Source organism: Streptomyces marianii (genome assembly GCF_005795905.1).
Lineage (GTDB): Bacteria > Actinomycetota > Actinomycetes > Streptomycetales > Streptomycetaceae > Streptomyces > Streptomyces marianii.
Genome location: NZ_VAWE01000001.1, coordinates 8,242,943 through 8,257,240 on the forward strand (window position 1 = coordinate 8,242,943; position 14,298 = coordinate 8,257,240).

General features: G+C 70.7%; 11 protein-coding genes. 6 read left to right on the top strand and 5 right to left on the bottom strand.

All coding sequences use genetic code 11. From position 1 onward, the window contains the following. The first annotated feature begins 98 nt into the window (after positions 1-98). Entirely contained in the window at positions 99-1,262 is a 1,164-nt protein-coding gene (locus FEF34_RS37095) for an IS701 family transposase (RefSeq protein WP_138052574.1), read from the top strand. 359 nt (positions 1,263-1,621) lie between these two features. Here FEF34_RS37095 and FEF34_RS37100 read toward each other — a convergent pair whose 3' ends face one another. After that, entirely contained in the window at positions 1,622-2,416 is a 795-nt protein-coding gene (locus FEF34_RS37100; protein WP_171053238.1) for an SAM-dependent methyltransferase, read from the bottom strand. 700 nt (positions 2,417-3,116) lie between these two features. Then, entirely contained in the window at positions 3,117-4,088 is a 972-nt protein-coding gene (locus tag FEF34_RS37105; protein ID WP_171053239.1) for a GNAT family N-acetyltransferase, read from the bottom strand. Between the two features lie 957 nt (positions 4,089-5,045). Between FEF34_RS37105 and FEF34_RS37110 the strand changes: the two genes are divergently transcribed. Next, complete coding sequence (locus FEF34_RS37110) at positions 5,046-6,140, top strand: iron-containing redox enzyme family protein (RefSeq protein ID WP_171053240.1); 1,095 nt, start codon at positions 5,046-5,048, stop codon at positions 6,138-6,140. Positions 6,141-6,527: 387 nt separating this feature from the next. Beyond that, entirely contained in the window at positions 6,528-9,881 is a 3,354-nt protein-coding gene (locus tag FEF34_RS37115; protein WP_138057080.1) for an AfsR/SARP family transcriptional regulator, read from the top strand. A 243-nt stretch (positions 9,882-10,124) separates the two neighbouring features. On the opposite strand, the gene FEF34_RS41675 is transcribed toward FEF34_RS37115, so the two are convergent. Genes FEF34_RS41675 through FEF34_RS37125 form a run of 3 tightly spaced genes read right to left on the bottom strand, consistent with a single transcriptional unit; the run spans position 10,125 to position 11,345 of the window. Then, positions 10,125-10,262 (bottom strand): hypothetical protein, encoded by a 138-nt coding sequence (locus FEF34_RS41675; protein ID WP_171053241.1) that lies wholly within the window; start codon positions 10,260-10,262, stop codon positions 10,125-10,127. A gap of 43 nt (positions 10,263-10,305) precedes the next feature. Beyond that, a complete protein-coding gene (locus FEF34_RS37120; protein ID WP_138057081.1) occupies positions 10,306-10,803 on the bottom strand; it encodes a transmembrane transport protein in 498 nt (165 codons plus the stop codon). After that, positions 10,800-11,345 carry an RNA polymerase sigma factor gene (locus FEF34_RS37125; protein ID WP_234042908.1) on the bottom strand — a complete coding sequence of 182 codons (546 nt, stop codon included), beginning with the start codon at positions 11,343-11,345 and terminating at the stop codon, positions 10,800-10,802. Before FEF34_RS37125 ends, FEF34_RS37120 begins: the two co-directional genes overlap by 4 nt. Positions 11,346-11,901: 556 nt before the next feature. Here FEF34_RS37125 and FEF34_RS37130 point away from each other — a divergent pair. From FEF34_RS37130 to FEF34_RS37145, 3 genes are all read left to right on the top strand, one after another. Then, positions 11,902-12,825 (top strand): alpha/beta hydrolase, encoded by a 924-nt coding sequence (locus FEF34_RS37130; protein WP_138057083.1) that lies wholly within the window; start codon positions 11,902-11,904, stop codon positions 12,823-12,825. A gap of 245 nt (positions 12,826-13,070) precedes the next feature. Further along, a complete protein-coding gene (locus tag FEF34_RS37140) occupies positions 13,071-13,214 on the top strand; it encodes a hypothetical protein (RefSeq protein ID WP_234043303.1) in 144 nt (47 codons plus the stop codon). Between the two features lie 88 nt (positions 13,215-13,302). Then, positions 13,303-13,668, top strand: a complete 366-nt coding sequence (locus FEF34_RS37145; RefSeq protein ID WP_138057084.1) for a hypothetical protein — start codon at positions 13,303-13,305, stop codon at positions 13,666-13,668. The last annotated feature ends 630 nt before the right edge of the window (positions 13,669-14,298 follow it).

A 14,298-nucleotide genomic window follows, 5' to 3' on the forward strand; every position in this document is an offset into this window, starting at 1 on the left:
GACCTCTTGCCGCCTAATACTGCAACCGCATGTGGCGTGACGGAGTGTCGTGTTGGTCGTTGGGCTGACTGTGTGATGAATCGCTGACGGTCGCGCAGATCGAGGACTGGTCCGACGGGATAGCTGGTCTCCATGCCCGGTTCGCAGGACGTTTTGGCAGGTCGGAGCCGCGTGAGCGGGCGCTGGACTACCTGTCCACCTTGCTCTCGCCGCTGGAGAAGAAGAACGGGTGGACGCTGGCCGAGCAGGCCGGCCAGCGTCGGCCGGACGGTTTCCAGAGACTGCTGAACTTCGCCGACTGGGACGAGCACGCGGTCCGTGACGACATCCGTGACTTCGTCGTCGAGACGATCGGAGCGAAGGATGCGGTCCTGATCGGGGACGACACCGGGTTTTTGAAGAAGGGCGTCAAGTCAGCCGGAGTCCAGCGGCAGTACTCCGGCACGGCCGGACGCACGGAGAACTGCCAGATCGGCACGTTCCTGGCCTATGCCTCCGCCGCGGGCCGGGCCTTGATCGACCGCGAGCTGTACATCCCGGTCTCCTGGACGGACGACCGCGAGCGGTGCCGGGCGGCCGGGATCGGTGACGAGGTCCCGTTCGCCACGAAGATCGAGCACTTCAAGTGGATGCTGCAACGCGCGATCGACGCACGCGTCCCCTTCGCCTGGGTCACCGCAGATGAGGCATACGGCCAGGTCAAGCACCTGCGGGCCTGGCTGGAGGAACGGCACGTCGCCTACGTGCTGGCCACCAAAGTCAATGACACAGTGACCACCGCCGACGGCACCGACGCCGAGGTCCGTGCGCTGATCACCCGCCTGCCCCGGCAGGCATGGAAGCGGATCTCCGCCGGTGCGGGCGCGCACGGCCAGCGATTCCACGACTGGGCCCGGATCGCGATCCGGGCCCAGTGGGTGGACGGTTTCGGGCACTGGGTCCTGGCCCGCCGCAACACCAGCGACCCCACCGAGATCGCCTACTACGTCTGCTACGGGCCCGTCACCTCGCGGCTGAAAGACCTGGTCAGGACCGCCGGAGCGCGATGGCAGGTAGAGGAATGCTTCCAGACCGCCAAGGGAGAATGCGGCCTGGACCACTACCAGGTCCGTCTCTACCGGGCCTGGTACCGGCACATCACCCTCGCGATGGCCGCCCTCGCCTACCTGACCGCCATCCGCGCCACAGAAGCCGCAAAAGGGGCAGCCCAGACGACGAGCGAGACCTCATACCCCTCAGCGTCCCGGAGATCCGCCGGATGATCGGGCACGTCGTCATCACACCCCAACGCCACACCAACGAGCATCGTCTGCGCTGGTCACACTTCCGACGCCGTAGCCAAGCCCGAGCCCGCCGCTGCCACTACCAACGCCGAGGCCACGACCCACACATGCGGTTGCAGTACTAAGGGCTGTCCCGTCATCACCGGTGGATCAGCGCGCGGCGTCGGATGCGGTGCATCGCAAGGCGGAGGGTCGTCCTCGTACTGGGCGCATTCGGGCGATCCGGCAACGCGGCGAGGTGCCGCAGCCGTCGTCGTGCGCCCGCTGGGGATTACGGGACAGCCCTTACCGGTGGCAAAGCAGGCCGAGCCCTTCCCCGGCACCTCCTGACCCCCGCCTCATCTGAGACCGCAAAGGGTCGGGGTGGCCCGCTCATCGGTCTCGGGTGTGCGCGCAATGACGATCATGCGACGCTTCGTCCAGTCGAACGATCCTCCCTGCTCGCCGCGGAAGTCGACGTCGACGAATCCCGCGTCGGCCAGCCACTGGCGGTACTCGCCCGGTACCAGGATGCGCAGGGACCAGCTGAAGTCGCGGACCTCACCGTCCCGGACGACGGTGCGCTGCGCGAGAACCCGTTCGGCGTCGTGCTCGATGGTGAACCGGTCCAGCATCAGATCGCTGCCGACACGCGGCCACACGATGAACTGAGGGCTCTGCGCGTGAGCGCGCGCGTACTGGTACATGGGGTTGAAGGTGTCGATGACGAGCCTGCCTCCCGGCCGGAGCGCGCCGCGCAGGTTGCGAAGCATCGCGCGGCTGTCTTCGTCACTTCCGTATCCGAAGGACGTGAACCACATGACGGCGGCATCGAAGCCCTCGGCACTGCGGAAGGACCTCAGATCCGCCACCTCGGCAGAGACGCTCAGCCCGGCCCGATCGGCATCGGCGAGAGCGGATTCCACCAGTGGCGGCCTGCGGTCGACTCCGTGGACCCGCAGACCGCGCCGGGCGAGCTCGAGGGAGATGCGCCCGTACCCGCAGGGCGCGTCAAGGACGCGCATCCCAGGAGTGAGTTCGGCGACCTCCGCGATGAGTTGCGCTTCGTTCCTGTTGAACGCGTCGTCGTGAGCGACGCGCATGAAGTGCTCGTAGTCGGAGTCGAACGCCATGTCCAGGTCTGCATCACTCATGGCGCAGGCGTCCGGACGGGAGTTGCTCGCCGAGTGCATGCCACTCTCCGCCGTATCCGGGGCACATGCCGCGCCGTCCGTCCGCCGGGCACCCCGAGCCCCTGCAGCTGACGGACTCCGGCCTCCGGGCTTCTCGGCCACGTCGCCGTCACGCTGGACACCGTGCCGATCGGCGACCGCGGCAGAGGAGGGAGCAAGGGTCGAGGAGTGAGGGTTGCCGGCGCGAGTTCGCAGCATCGGTCCGTCCCTTCGTGAGGTCTGGGCGAGGTGCCGGAACCGGATTGCCGTTCGCCTCGTCCCCAGGGCTTTCGGATGGGTGCCACTCCAGGCTCGCGCTTCGCGACCGCTCCACGTACCGTCGATCGGCCACCTCGCCGGTGGAAACGGCCTTCCCCCGGCCGCAGGACACCGGGCGCGCGAGAGCGGGGTACGTCGGCGACGTCGTCGAGCTCGGCCGGGACGACCGGCCGATCGCCGACCACATGCGGGCCGAGTCGGTCATCGATGCCCTCGCGGCGGCCGAACGTTCCCGCGGCTGCCTCGCGGACGTCCGCCGGCCACACCGCCACAACACCCGGCGCCACCCCATCCGACTCGCGCGACGCAGTCCGACCGCACGTGGTCCGAAACAGCACCGGCCACGCTGTCGTCAGCCGCCCGACCCGTGTCCAGGTTCGGGCCAGGACTCGTGATGGGGCCTTCAGGAAAGGATCTTCCCCGCGGCGAACAGCGGGGTGACTCGGCACCCCCGGCGGCGCTTGGCGTCGCGTGCGCTGGGGCCGTAGAGGATCGTTCTGATGCCGAGCGAGGGAGCCAGCGCTGCGGGCCGGTAGAAAAGGTTGGCGAAGTAGCCCAGTCCTTCCTGCCCTGACTGGTAGTCGGCCCCGGTGAGGAACGCCACCCATTCGTCCCCGTCCCGTACGAAGAGGCCGAAGTTGAGAAGACGCCCGTCCTTGGTCGCGGTGAAGATGGTGATGTCGTCGGCTGCCACGAGTTCCCTCAGCTGCTCGAACGTGCTGCGTTCGTGTGCCGGATCGCAGCTGCCTCGGTACTTCTCCACCAACTGGCAGCGCAGGGCGACGAGGTCGGACTCGTCACCGGAGGGGTGCCGGGAGGACAGCGTTATCCCTCGGCTCTCGAGCAGCCGCAGTTCGCGGCGGACCTCGCCGCGCCGTCTCTTCGGGAGGCTTTCAAGGTAGCCGTCGAAGTCCTTCCAGGTGACATCGAGGTCACAGCGCTCGACCAGGGGAACGACGGCGAAGCCGGCTGAACTCAGCTCGGTCATCAGGTGTGATGCCACGGGATGCAGAAACAGCAGCGCTATGGACCGGGCGCCCTCGACCTGCGCCCAGGCGGTGACCTCGGTGAGGAACCGACGCAGGGACGCCGGGTCCTCGCGGCGGTTTCCGACCGGGAAACTCGCGAAGTGCGGATACACCAGGAGCAGACACGGGTAGGCGGAGGCGGCCTGCCTCCGGGTCCAGGCGTAGGGCTGCCCAGCGGCGAGCCCGTCCCGCGTCACCCCTCCGGACAGGACGAGCGGCGGGTTGAACCAGTCCAATCCCGCCGAAGGAGAGGAGACGATCGTGCCGCCGAGTGCTACGGCGCAACGCCCGTCCTCCTCTCTCAGCATGAAGATCTTGTACTCGTCCTGGAATCTTTCGGCCGTCAATCGGATCCAGCGTGAGCGAGCCGCCGCCGGGCCGGTTACGACAGTGTCCCAGTCTGCGGGAATTTCCTTTTCGACTGTGAAGTGAGACATTCGATCAGTTCGCCGCCTTGCTTTGGAGTGCAACTTTTACGATGGTACCCGGGTTGCGCTGTTGCTCCATATCTGTGGCGGTTGATTCTTCATCCCCCGTTCGGTCCATTCGCCGTTCCGGAAATCCGGCGCCCAGGGGAGACGCTTCCGCTTGCTCGACCGACTGCACCGCATGCCGGGAAACCGTCTGCGTGTTCGCCGTCTGCGCGGGCGCAGCGCGATCACCTGCCGGTGGGCCCCGTCGGGCCACGGCGATCCAGGGGCTGATCGGTGGACAGGGCATGGTTCGTCGGACGGTCCGACCGGAGGACCGCGGTGACACGCGGCAATTACTACGGTGGACATCTCGAACCAGGTAGAGAGGTTCAGCGGCGAAAGCCGAGCTTCGGGTACCGGAATCCGTCTCCGGCGGATGAAGACGGAATTGCCGGAGGCCGACCGGCCAGGCTTTCCGCTCGACAGCGGCGACCGTGCCGTGAAACGGGCGCGGTGCAGCCGGCGCGTCCTTTGTTCGGCAGTTTTCCAAAATTCGCCCAGGAGGAATTCGCCATGCCACCTCCGTGCCCAACGGGTCGGCGGAAATCACGGCCCGGTTGCCAGGCTCGCCTCCCTCGTGGAACCCGGAGCCGACGCGCCTTTCCGGACCGGCGCGATCCGGCGCCCGGGCGGGTGGGGCCGCTCGACGAACCCAGGCCATCGCCCACGACGCGAAGGCCATCGCCCACGACGTGACCGATGTGGTGGCGGCCGGCGACAGGACCGGCACCGGGACGTCCACGTCGTGGCCTTCCCGTGATGGAGCCGGAATTGGCGGCGACGAGCACCGTTTCCGGCCGCGCTGACAAGCAACGAGGAACAGGACTGACAGTGATACACACCGACCGACGTGCGAACGGCAACGCCCGCTGCGCCCCCGGCGGGCTCCTCAGGGACCTGCGGCGACTTGACCGATGCTCCCCGCAGGAGTTGTCCCAGGTCACCCGGGACTACACCTTCCGTGCCGGACTGGCCGAGGAGTGCAGGTCGTTGACGGCCCGCGGCTACGAGGACGGGGACCACGAGGCACTGGCCGAGGTGCACGCCGCGCTCGCGTTCATCCGCGACCACGACTTCTCCCCAGTCACCGTGGACGAGGCCGACCTGGAGCGCCAACCCATCCTTCGGGACGTCGCCGCCCTGCTCGAAGGGGCCGTACTCGACCACGAACTGTCCCGGATACCCGAGAGCGCTGTCACCGGCTACCCCGGCTCGGGCCCGGAGTACGTGCGCTGGCTCAAGGCGATGGTCAGCGACCACCCGGCCGGTTGGCACCCGCTGTACCACGAGTACCTCCCCGAGTCGGGCGAGTGGGAGGACCTGCGTCTGCTGCTGGCGCAGGAGACCAGTCTCGACCCGCGATTCGACGACATCCTGGCCCTCATGCAGGTGGGCAGGCAGGGCGGGGAGAAGCTGGAGATCGCCGCCAACTACTGGGACGAGATGGGCAACGGCGACCCGTCCATGGTGCACACCTCCCTGTTCGGCCGGGCCCTGGAGGCCGTCGGGGCCGATGCCGCCTACGTGCGCGAGACCCTGATGCCGGAAGCGGTCGTCGCCGGAAACGTCTCCGCATGCCTGGCGCTCTCCCGCCGGCACTACTACAAGGCCGTCGGCTACTTCGGCGTCACCGAGTACCTCGCCCCGCGGCGCTTCCGGCGCGTCGTCGACACCTGGCGGCGCCACGACCTGGACGAGGTCGGCATCGTCTACCACGACCTCCACATCGGCGTGGACGCAGGCCACGCGGCGGGCTGGTTCAGGAACGTGGTCGGCCCGCTGGTCTCCGGTGACCCGCGGACCGGGCGCGAGATCGCGCTCGGCGCGATGATCCGGCTCAACACCTCGCGGGACTACCTCGACGCGCTCCTGGACCGCATGCGGTCCCGCCCGCGCCGGGAGGCGGCCGCCGTCGCCGCGACCTGAGGAGCGGCGGCGACACTCCGGGACACGGCCACGGCGGACCGCCTCGCCGCCGCCGACTTCACCACGAAGGGACTGCCGAGGCCCTCCGGCTCCACCCCGTACGGGCGAGCGCCGTGGCGGCGGCGACGACCTGCCGCACGTCGCGCCGGAGCGAGCCGGGCGAACGCCGGTGCCCTCGGCGGTGAGGAACGTGCCGCGCTTGTCGGGGGAGAGGCCGCCGTGCCCTCCCACCCGGGCGGCACCGTGGAACCGCAACCAGATTCGGGAAGAGCGCGGTCCGGCCGATCTGCGACCGTACCGGCCGTGCCGCACACCGCGACCACCCGTACCGGGGCGCATCGGGGTACCCGCGCGCGCCCACGGCCGGTCGGCGGACACAATGGCCGGGTGCAATACCGCGTACTCGGCCCGACTCGGGCATTCCACGACGACGGTACGCCCGTCGCGCTCGGCGGCGCCCGGCTGCGGGCCCTGCTGACGGCGCTGGCGCTGCGGACCGGGCGCACGGTCCCGGTGGGCGTCCTGATCGGCGACATCTGGGACGGCGACCCGCCCGCAGACGCGGTCGGCGCGGTGCAGGCGCTGGTCGGACGGCTCCGCAGGGCCCTGGGGCCGGCCGCAGTGGCTACGGCAGACGGCCGCGGGTACCAGCTGCGCGCGCGGCGCGACGAGGTCGATCTGCACAGGTTCGACCGGCTCGCGGGGGAGGGGACGCGGGCCATGGCCGACGGCGACGCCCTCAGCGCGGCGGCGCTCCTCGACGAGGCACTGGCGCTGTGGCGCGGCCCGGTACTGGCGGACCTGCCGGGGCGGCTCGCGGAGGCCGCCCGCTGGGAGACGCGACGGCTCGATGCCCAACGCACCCGGCTGGCCGCAGTGCTCGCGATCGGCGGCAGGGCGGAGGAGGCTCTCGCGGAGCTGGCGGAGTCGTGTGCCGCGCATCCGCTCGACGAGCGCCTCCACGAGCTGCGGATCGCGGCGCTGCGGGACACCGGCCGCACCGCGCAGGCGCTCGCCGCGTACGAGGAGGTCCGCCGTGTACTCGCCGACCGCTTGGGCACCGACCCCGGGCCCGGCCTGCGCGCGCTGCACAAGGAGCTGCTGCGCCCGTACCCGTACGAGACGGGCGGCGCTTCCCCGGCGGCCTCCCCTGCGGCCGATGCCTCGCCCGGCACTCCGCCGCCCGGGAACCTGCGCGCCAGGCTCAACAGCTTCGTGGGGCGCGAGCCCGATCTCCGGGCCATCCGTGAGGATCTGGCCGGGGCCCGGCTCGTCACGCTCGTGGGAGCGGGCGGCTCCGGTAAGACGCGGCTGTCGCAAGAGGCGGCCGAGCGGGCCGCGGCGGACCCCGACCGGCCCTGGCCCGACGGCGTCTGGCTCGCCGAACTCGCACCCGTGGAGGACCCGGAGTCCGTCCCGGAGACGGTGCTCAGCGCCCTCGGAGGACGCGAGACCGTACTGCGGGGTGCAGGCGCGGAGGAGCTCCGGGCAGGCGGCGAGCGGCAGAGCGGCGACGCCTTCGTGAGGCTCGTCGAGTACTGCGCGCGGCGGCGCATGCTGCTGCTTCTGGACAACTGCGAGCACGTCGTGGAGGCTGCGGCCGCACTCGCCGAGCGGCTGCTGGAGCGCTGCCCCGGGCTCACGGTTCTGGCGACCAGCCGGGAACCACTCGGCGTGCCGGGGGAGTTGGTGCGGCCCGTGGGGCCGCTGCCCATCCCGGTGGCACTGCGCCTGCTCGCCGACCGCGGCGCGGCCGCGCGTCCCGACTTCCGCATCGACGCGGACGAGGCGACCGCGTCGGCGTGCGCCGAGATCTGCCGCCGTCTCGACGGGCTTCCGCTCGCCGTCGAACTCGCGGCCGCGCGGCTGCGGATGCTCACCGCGCCCCAGATCGCCGACCGCCTCGACGACCGGTTCCGTCTGCTCAACACCGGCGCGCGGACCGTGCTGCCGCGCCAGCAGACCCTCCGCGCGGTCGTCGACTGGTCCTGGGACCTCCTCGACCTCCCCGAACGCGCCGTCCTGCGCCGCCTCTCGGTCTTCGCCGGCGAGTGCGACCTCACCGCGGCCGAATCGGTCTGCGCCGACCCGGCCGACCGTACCCGCGAACGTCCCGCGGAACCGGATGCCGCCACTCTTCTGGGGGCGCTGGTGGACAAGTCGCTGGTCGTCGCCGTGCCAGGTGCGGACGGCGGGATGCGGTACCGGCTGCTGGAGACCGTCGCCGAGTACGCGGGAGAGCGGCTCGACGAGGCCGCGGAGCGGAAAGCCGCCGAGCGCCGGCATCTGGTGCACTACCGGGAGCTGGCCCGGAACCTCGAGCCCCGGCTGCGCGGGGCCGGGCAGCGTGCCGCGCTCGCCCGGCTGCAGCTGGAACACGAGAACCTGCGGACCGCGCTGCGGCACGCGGTCGCCGCGCGCGACGAGCACGAGGGGCTCAGCCTGGTGCTCTCACTCGCCTGGTACTGGCAGCTGAGAGATCTGCGCGGCGAAGCCCGCCACTGGACGGACGCCGTCTCCGCCCTGGGGCCCGACCCGTTCGCGCATCCCGTCGTCCCCGCCCCGCCGCTGACGGAGCGCTGCACGGACACCCCTCCGCCGCTGCGGGGGGAGTTGCTGACGGAGGCGCGCCGACAGGTCCGGCTGGTGCGGATGGTCAACATGGACCATGCGATCGAGGAGTGGATGACCCCGGAGCGCCGACGCTGGCTGGACCGCGTGACCGAGGCCTACCACCCCGGTCTGCCGCAGGCATGCCGCTTCCCCGCCTCACTGTGGTTCTTCGCCGTCCTCATCGCCGGTGACGGCGAACGCGTGCTGGAGGTCCTCGACACGACCGTCCGCACCGCGGAGGAGGCGGGCTGCGACTGGGAGTTGGCGGCGGCGCTCCAGGTGCGGGCCAACGCGTTGGCCAACCGCACCCTGTGGGCGGGCGACGCACGCCGCGACGCAGACCGCAGTCTGAAGATCTTCGAACGGCTCGGCGACGCCTGGGGTGCGGCCGAGGCGCTGTCCGCGCGCGGCGAGGCCCATGAGCGCAGCGGGGCCTACGAGGAGGCAGCGGAGGACTTCCGCCGGGCAATCGACCGCGCGGCCGTCCTCGGTGCGCAGAGCCAGGTCTCGCTGCTGCGGGCGCGGCTCGCGGCCGTGCTCGACGAGACGGGCCGCGGCGCCGAAGCCGAGAAGATCCTGCGCGAGGTGCTCGCCGCGGGTCCCGAGAGCGGTTACGAGGGTGTGATCGCCGCCCGCCTGATCCTGGCGCTCCGGCTGGCCAGGACCGGTCGCACCGCCGAGGCACGCAGCCATCTCACGGCGCTGCTGGACGACTTCCGCACCGAGACGCTCGCCGTGTTCGAGGGGCTGGCCCACGGTGTCCTGGGCTGTGTGGACGTACTCGACGGCGAGTTCGAGGCCGCTCTGGCCCGCTGCCGTCGCGCGCTGCAGCTCGGCTGCACCCCACTGTCCATGATGGTCAGCCCGCAGCTCTCGGCCTCCCAGCTGCTCACCGCGGCGCGGGCGCTGATCGGGCTCGGCGGCGAGGACCGGGCGCTGCGCGCGGCCCGGCTCGTCGGCGCGCACGAGGGACTGCTGCCGCCCGGCCACTTCCTCAGTTCCTTCGAGCGGGAGAACCGACGGCTGGCGGAGGAGTCCGCACGCGCCGTGCTCGGGGACACGGCGTTCGAGGCGGCGCGCGTCGAGGGCGGCGGTCTGGGTCTCGAGGAGGCCGCCGCCCTGCTCTGAGCCGCGGTGCGATCGGTGCTTCCCACGGAACCGGGCCGCCACGAGCGGAGCCGTGACCACCGTGATGGCGGAGGCCCGGCCCGGCGTCGTCCACATGAGTGGGCCACCGGCCTCCGCAGATCAGGCTCCGGACGGTGTCCGCGACGTCGGACAGCGTGTTGTGCACGGACGGCCTCGACAGCCGGCGGGCCCGACCTGACACGGGGGAACCGGGGTGGTGGGAAGGCCGATGTGGCCGCAGGCTCACATCAGGAGCAGGCCGATCCCGATCAGCAGACCTGTGCAGGCCAGCGCCGTGATCAAGATGGCGGTGCGCCTGCTCGCGCCGCGGAGGCGCAGAGCGAGGGCCAGCGGGCCGATCGGAGCGAGTCTGTTGTTCATGTCCATCTCCTGGATAGGTGGGTGATCTCGGACCGGATGTGCTTCAGGATGCGCCTCGTCGGAGGGCATCCCGCAGTCGCAGCAGCTCGCGGCGGCGCGACCGTGCCCGTACCAGGACGAGTACTGCGGCGGCGGTGAGGACGACCCCGCCCACGGCGGTGGCCAGCACGTCGGCGGCAGTACCGCGGACGGCGGCCAGCACCGTACCGGCGACGGCCGTCACCGCGGTCGCCCCGAGTGCGAGGCGCGCGCCCAGCACCCGGTCCCGGGCGAACAGCGGTCGCCGCCTGCTGAGCACCCATCCGGCGAAGCCGGTCCAGGCCAGCCCGATGACGATTAGCCCGGCGAAGGCCAGCTGAGTGCGGGCGGGAAGCGGATCCGGCTCGGTCGCCCACAGCACGGCGACCAGTGCCGCCCCGCCCCCTCCCGCCAGCCCCACCGCCACGTGGCGCATCCGGGAGCGCAGCGACACCTCCGCGGCCAGTGCGCGCTCCAGCTGCTCGGGTACGTCCCCCTGGGCTGTGGGCTTCTGCTCGCTCATGCCTCGTATCCCCTCTCGGCAAGGATGGTCCGCAGCATGCGCCGTGCGCGGTGCAGTCGGCTCTTGACCGTGCCGGGCGCCACGCCGAGCACCTCCGCGCAGGCGGCCAGCGGCAGATCCTCCAGGTGGAACAGGATCAGCACCTCTCGCTCCGGGGGCGGCAGTTCGGAGAGACCGGCTTCGATCTGCATGGTGGTCAGGACGCCACTGAGCTCGTCCCCTTCGGCGACGACGGCGGCCGCCTCCTCCAGGGGTGTCGCCGGAGCCCTGTACGCCTGGCGCAGGTGGTCGGTGACGGTGCGCCGGGCGATGGTGAACAGCCACGGGGTGAACCGCTCCGGCTGCCGCAGACGCGGCAGGCCGCGCACCACTGCGATCCACACCTCCTGAGCAAGATCGTCCGCGAGGTGGGGCGACCCGGCCATGCCTTGCAGATAGCGACGCAGCGGGGCATGCCAGACGCCCACCAGTTCGCGGAACGCCTCCCGCTCCCCGAGCTGGCAGCGGACCACGAGCAGCCCGTCGCGCACGTCACCGCTCACCGCGCCTCCTCGTCCCACATCATCCGTCACACAGACAGTCGGCATCCCGGCCGGAAAGGTTCACGGAACCTCCGGCCAACCGCCTGCTCGCTGGGCCATCGAAGCGCGGCGTGCTGTTCGTCGAGCCCGAACGCCTGGATGCCCGCGGCCTACACCGATACGCCTCTGGTCCCCCGGCTCACTGACGCCGTACGGACGTCATCGGCGTCGATGCCATCCCGTGAGCTGCTGCGGCCTTGCGGCACGCTGGTGGTGGTGGTGGTCGGTCTGGCCCGCGAGGCGAGCGCGACGGAACCGGGCGGCGTTGATCGCGGCTGTTCCCCGGCTTCGTCGACCGGAGACTGCGGCGGGTCACCTGGTCCGACAAACGACGAACACCGCGCCTACATCGCGGCACCAGACACTCTGAAGGAGTTCCAGGCCACGGCCCTGTCCCGTCGCAGCCCGGCACGATGACATCACCACCCTTCGACGACAGCTTGACGCCACCCCAGCGGCGTCAGTCCGCACACTTCCTCGATAGCGTGGAGTTGAGACCAAGTGATGAGGAGGGCGCGTGCGATTCGCGCTGGACGCACTGCTCGCTGACGTGCCCGCGGAGCAGGTCGATGAAGCTCGTGACTTCTACAAGTCAAGGCCGGCAGGCCGTGGCCCCAGCACACCGGGGGAGCTGAAGGAGGCCCGAGCGAAGAGGTCTGCTCCTCCTGCCGCCGATCCGCCTGCCGTCGAAGAGACGATCGAAGCCGCGGGAGCGCGCGTCCCTGTCAGGATCTTCACTCCCCTCGACGGTCCTCCGCAGGGCGTCTACCTGGACATACACGGCGGCGGCTTCTACATGGACTCCGCAGCGCGAGGAGACAGACGCAACCGCGACCTCGCAGACGCCCTGCACCTCGCCGTTGTCAGCGTCGACTACCGGCTGGCCCCTGAGCACCCCTGGCCGGCGGCACCCGACGACTGTGAAGCAGCGGCGCTCTGGCTCGTCGAAGAAGCCGATACCCGCTTCGGTACGTCCCGGCTTGCGATCGGCGGGAGCTCCGCGGGAGCCACACTCGCCCTGGCGACCCTGCTCAGGCTGAGAGACAAAGGTGCCGTTGGCCGATTCACCAGCGCTGCACTTCAGTTCGGCACCTACGACTTGAGCGCACGAACCCCGGCCGGTCGCCGCATCGCGGAAGAATACTTCATCCAGGCGTACATCGGTCATGTGGAAGACCGCACTGTTCCCGACATCTCTCCCGCCTACGGCGTTCTTGGCGGGCTTCCCCCCACGCTGCTGATCGTCGGAAGCGCAGACGTGTTGCTGGAAGACAACCTGGCGCTGGCAGGTCGGTTGTCAGCGGCCGGCAATGACGTCGAACTCCGGATCTACCCCGAGTCACCCCACGGCTTCACGGGCCACCCCACGGCCATGGCCAGGACGGCCCTCAGCGGCGTCGAGTCCTGGCTGCGCGACCGGATTACCCAATGTAGGAACTGACCGCGATCCTCGAAGGATCCCAGTCCTGGCCAGTGCCGCATCAGGCAGGGTTCGCCCCGTCGCGACGCCCGGAGGAGGCGCCGTACTCGGTAACGTCGCCGTTGGTGCCCTCGATCGGCGTCATGCCACGGGCTGGGTCTCGTACTGGACGACGTCCACGGCCTGCGGGCGGGGCGTCGCCGCGGCCCCCGTCGGTGCTTGCCGCATGGAGTGCGAAAGGGGCGCTTCCCGGTATTCCGACGTCGGTGCTCAGCGACATCGCGGCGGGCAAGGCGTCCAGCGAGAAGACCTGCGTCCGGAACGCCGTCATCGGCTGCCTGGGCGGTGAGATCGGCGGTGTCGTCCGGACGTTCCTGCCGGGCTGGGCCAAGGACAGGCCGTCAACATGACGATCGCCTTCATCATCAAGTACATCCGCCAAGGGCTGTCCCCCAGGGATTGCGGGACAGCGCCCAGGCCGCGACGAATGGGGTGGGCATGGCCTACATCTTCACCTTCGGTTGTTTTCTCCTGCTGGGCGTGGTCAGTCTGCTGGCGGCCGGTGTCGGCTATCGCGGCAGGGTCTGCGACAGGGCAGACGGGTACGAGGTCCCGGCAGTGGTGAAGTCCGATCCGGCCCTGCGGAGAAGGGCTGACGGCTTGGTGGCGTTCTGGTGCACCGGGGCCGCCGCGCTGAGCTTTGCCGCGCTGGTGCCGATCGGCAGCGTCATCCTGAGCGGGGGTGGCAAGTCGGTCTCCACCTGGGGACTCGTGGCCTTCGCGTTCTACGGCCTGGTCGTGGTGAGCGTGGGGGCCTACCCGTTCGAGAGGATCAAGCGCCTCGGCGGTTCCGCCGGGCGCTGAGCAACGGTGTTCCAGGGCCGGCAACGGGCGGTGCCCGAGCGTCCGTCGTCCCGCGGGGCCCGTGCTGTCCGGTTCACCGGCCGCTCCGCTGCCTGTGTCGGGCCCAGGCGATGCCGGCCGGGGAGGGAGGTTCGTGTTGCTCGGTGGTGAGGCCGGAGCGGCGGCACGCGGGCGCTCGATGGTCCGGCGAGCTGTCCTTCGCTGTCCGTCGGCGAGCCGGAGCCGGTCCTGGCGTCGTGCGGTGAGCCGGCGGCCGACGTCCGTGGCGTTGGAGCATGGCTGCCCGGCTCCGGTTCCGTGAGGACGCTGCCGGCCGTTCCGAGGGGCTGAGGCGACGGGCCGTGATGGATCGGCACCGCGACCACACCGGGGAGAGCCGGCTTGAACTTGAGCCGGATCGTCTGCCCCGGTTCAGCCACGACCCGAACCGTACTGTGGCGAGCGTGCCCAGGGCCGAACGACGTACCGGATCCCGTCCGCCGCCGGGCCACCCCACCCGCCCAGGACGATCCACGAACCGGTCGCGGGCGGGCCCCGCAGGCGATACCTGGCACATCACCCGGCTGCCCGGCCCGGCCAAGGGCTTCTGGTTCCACGCCTGGGCGATCATCAACATCCTCAGCCGCTACA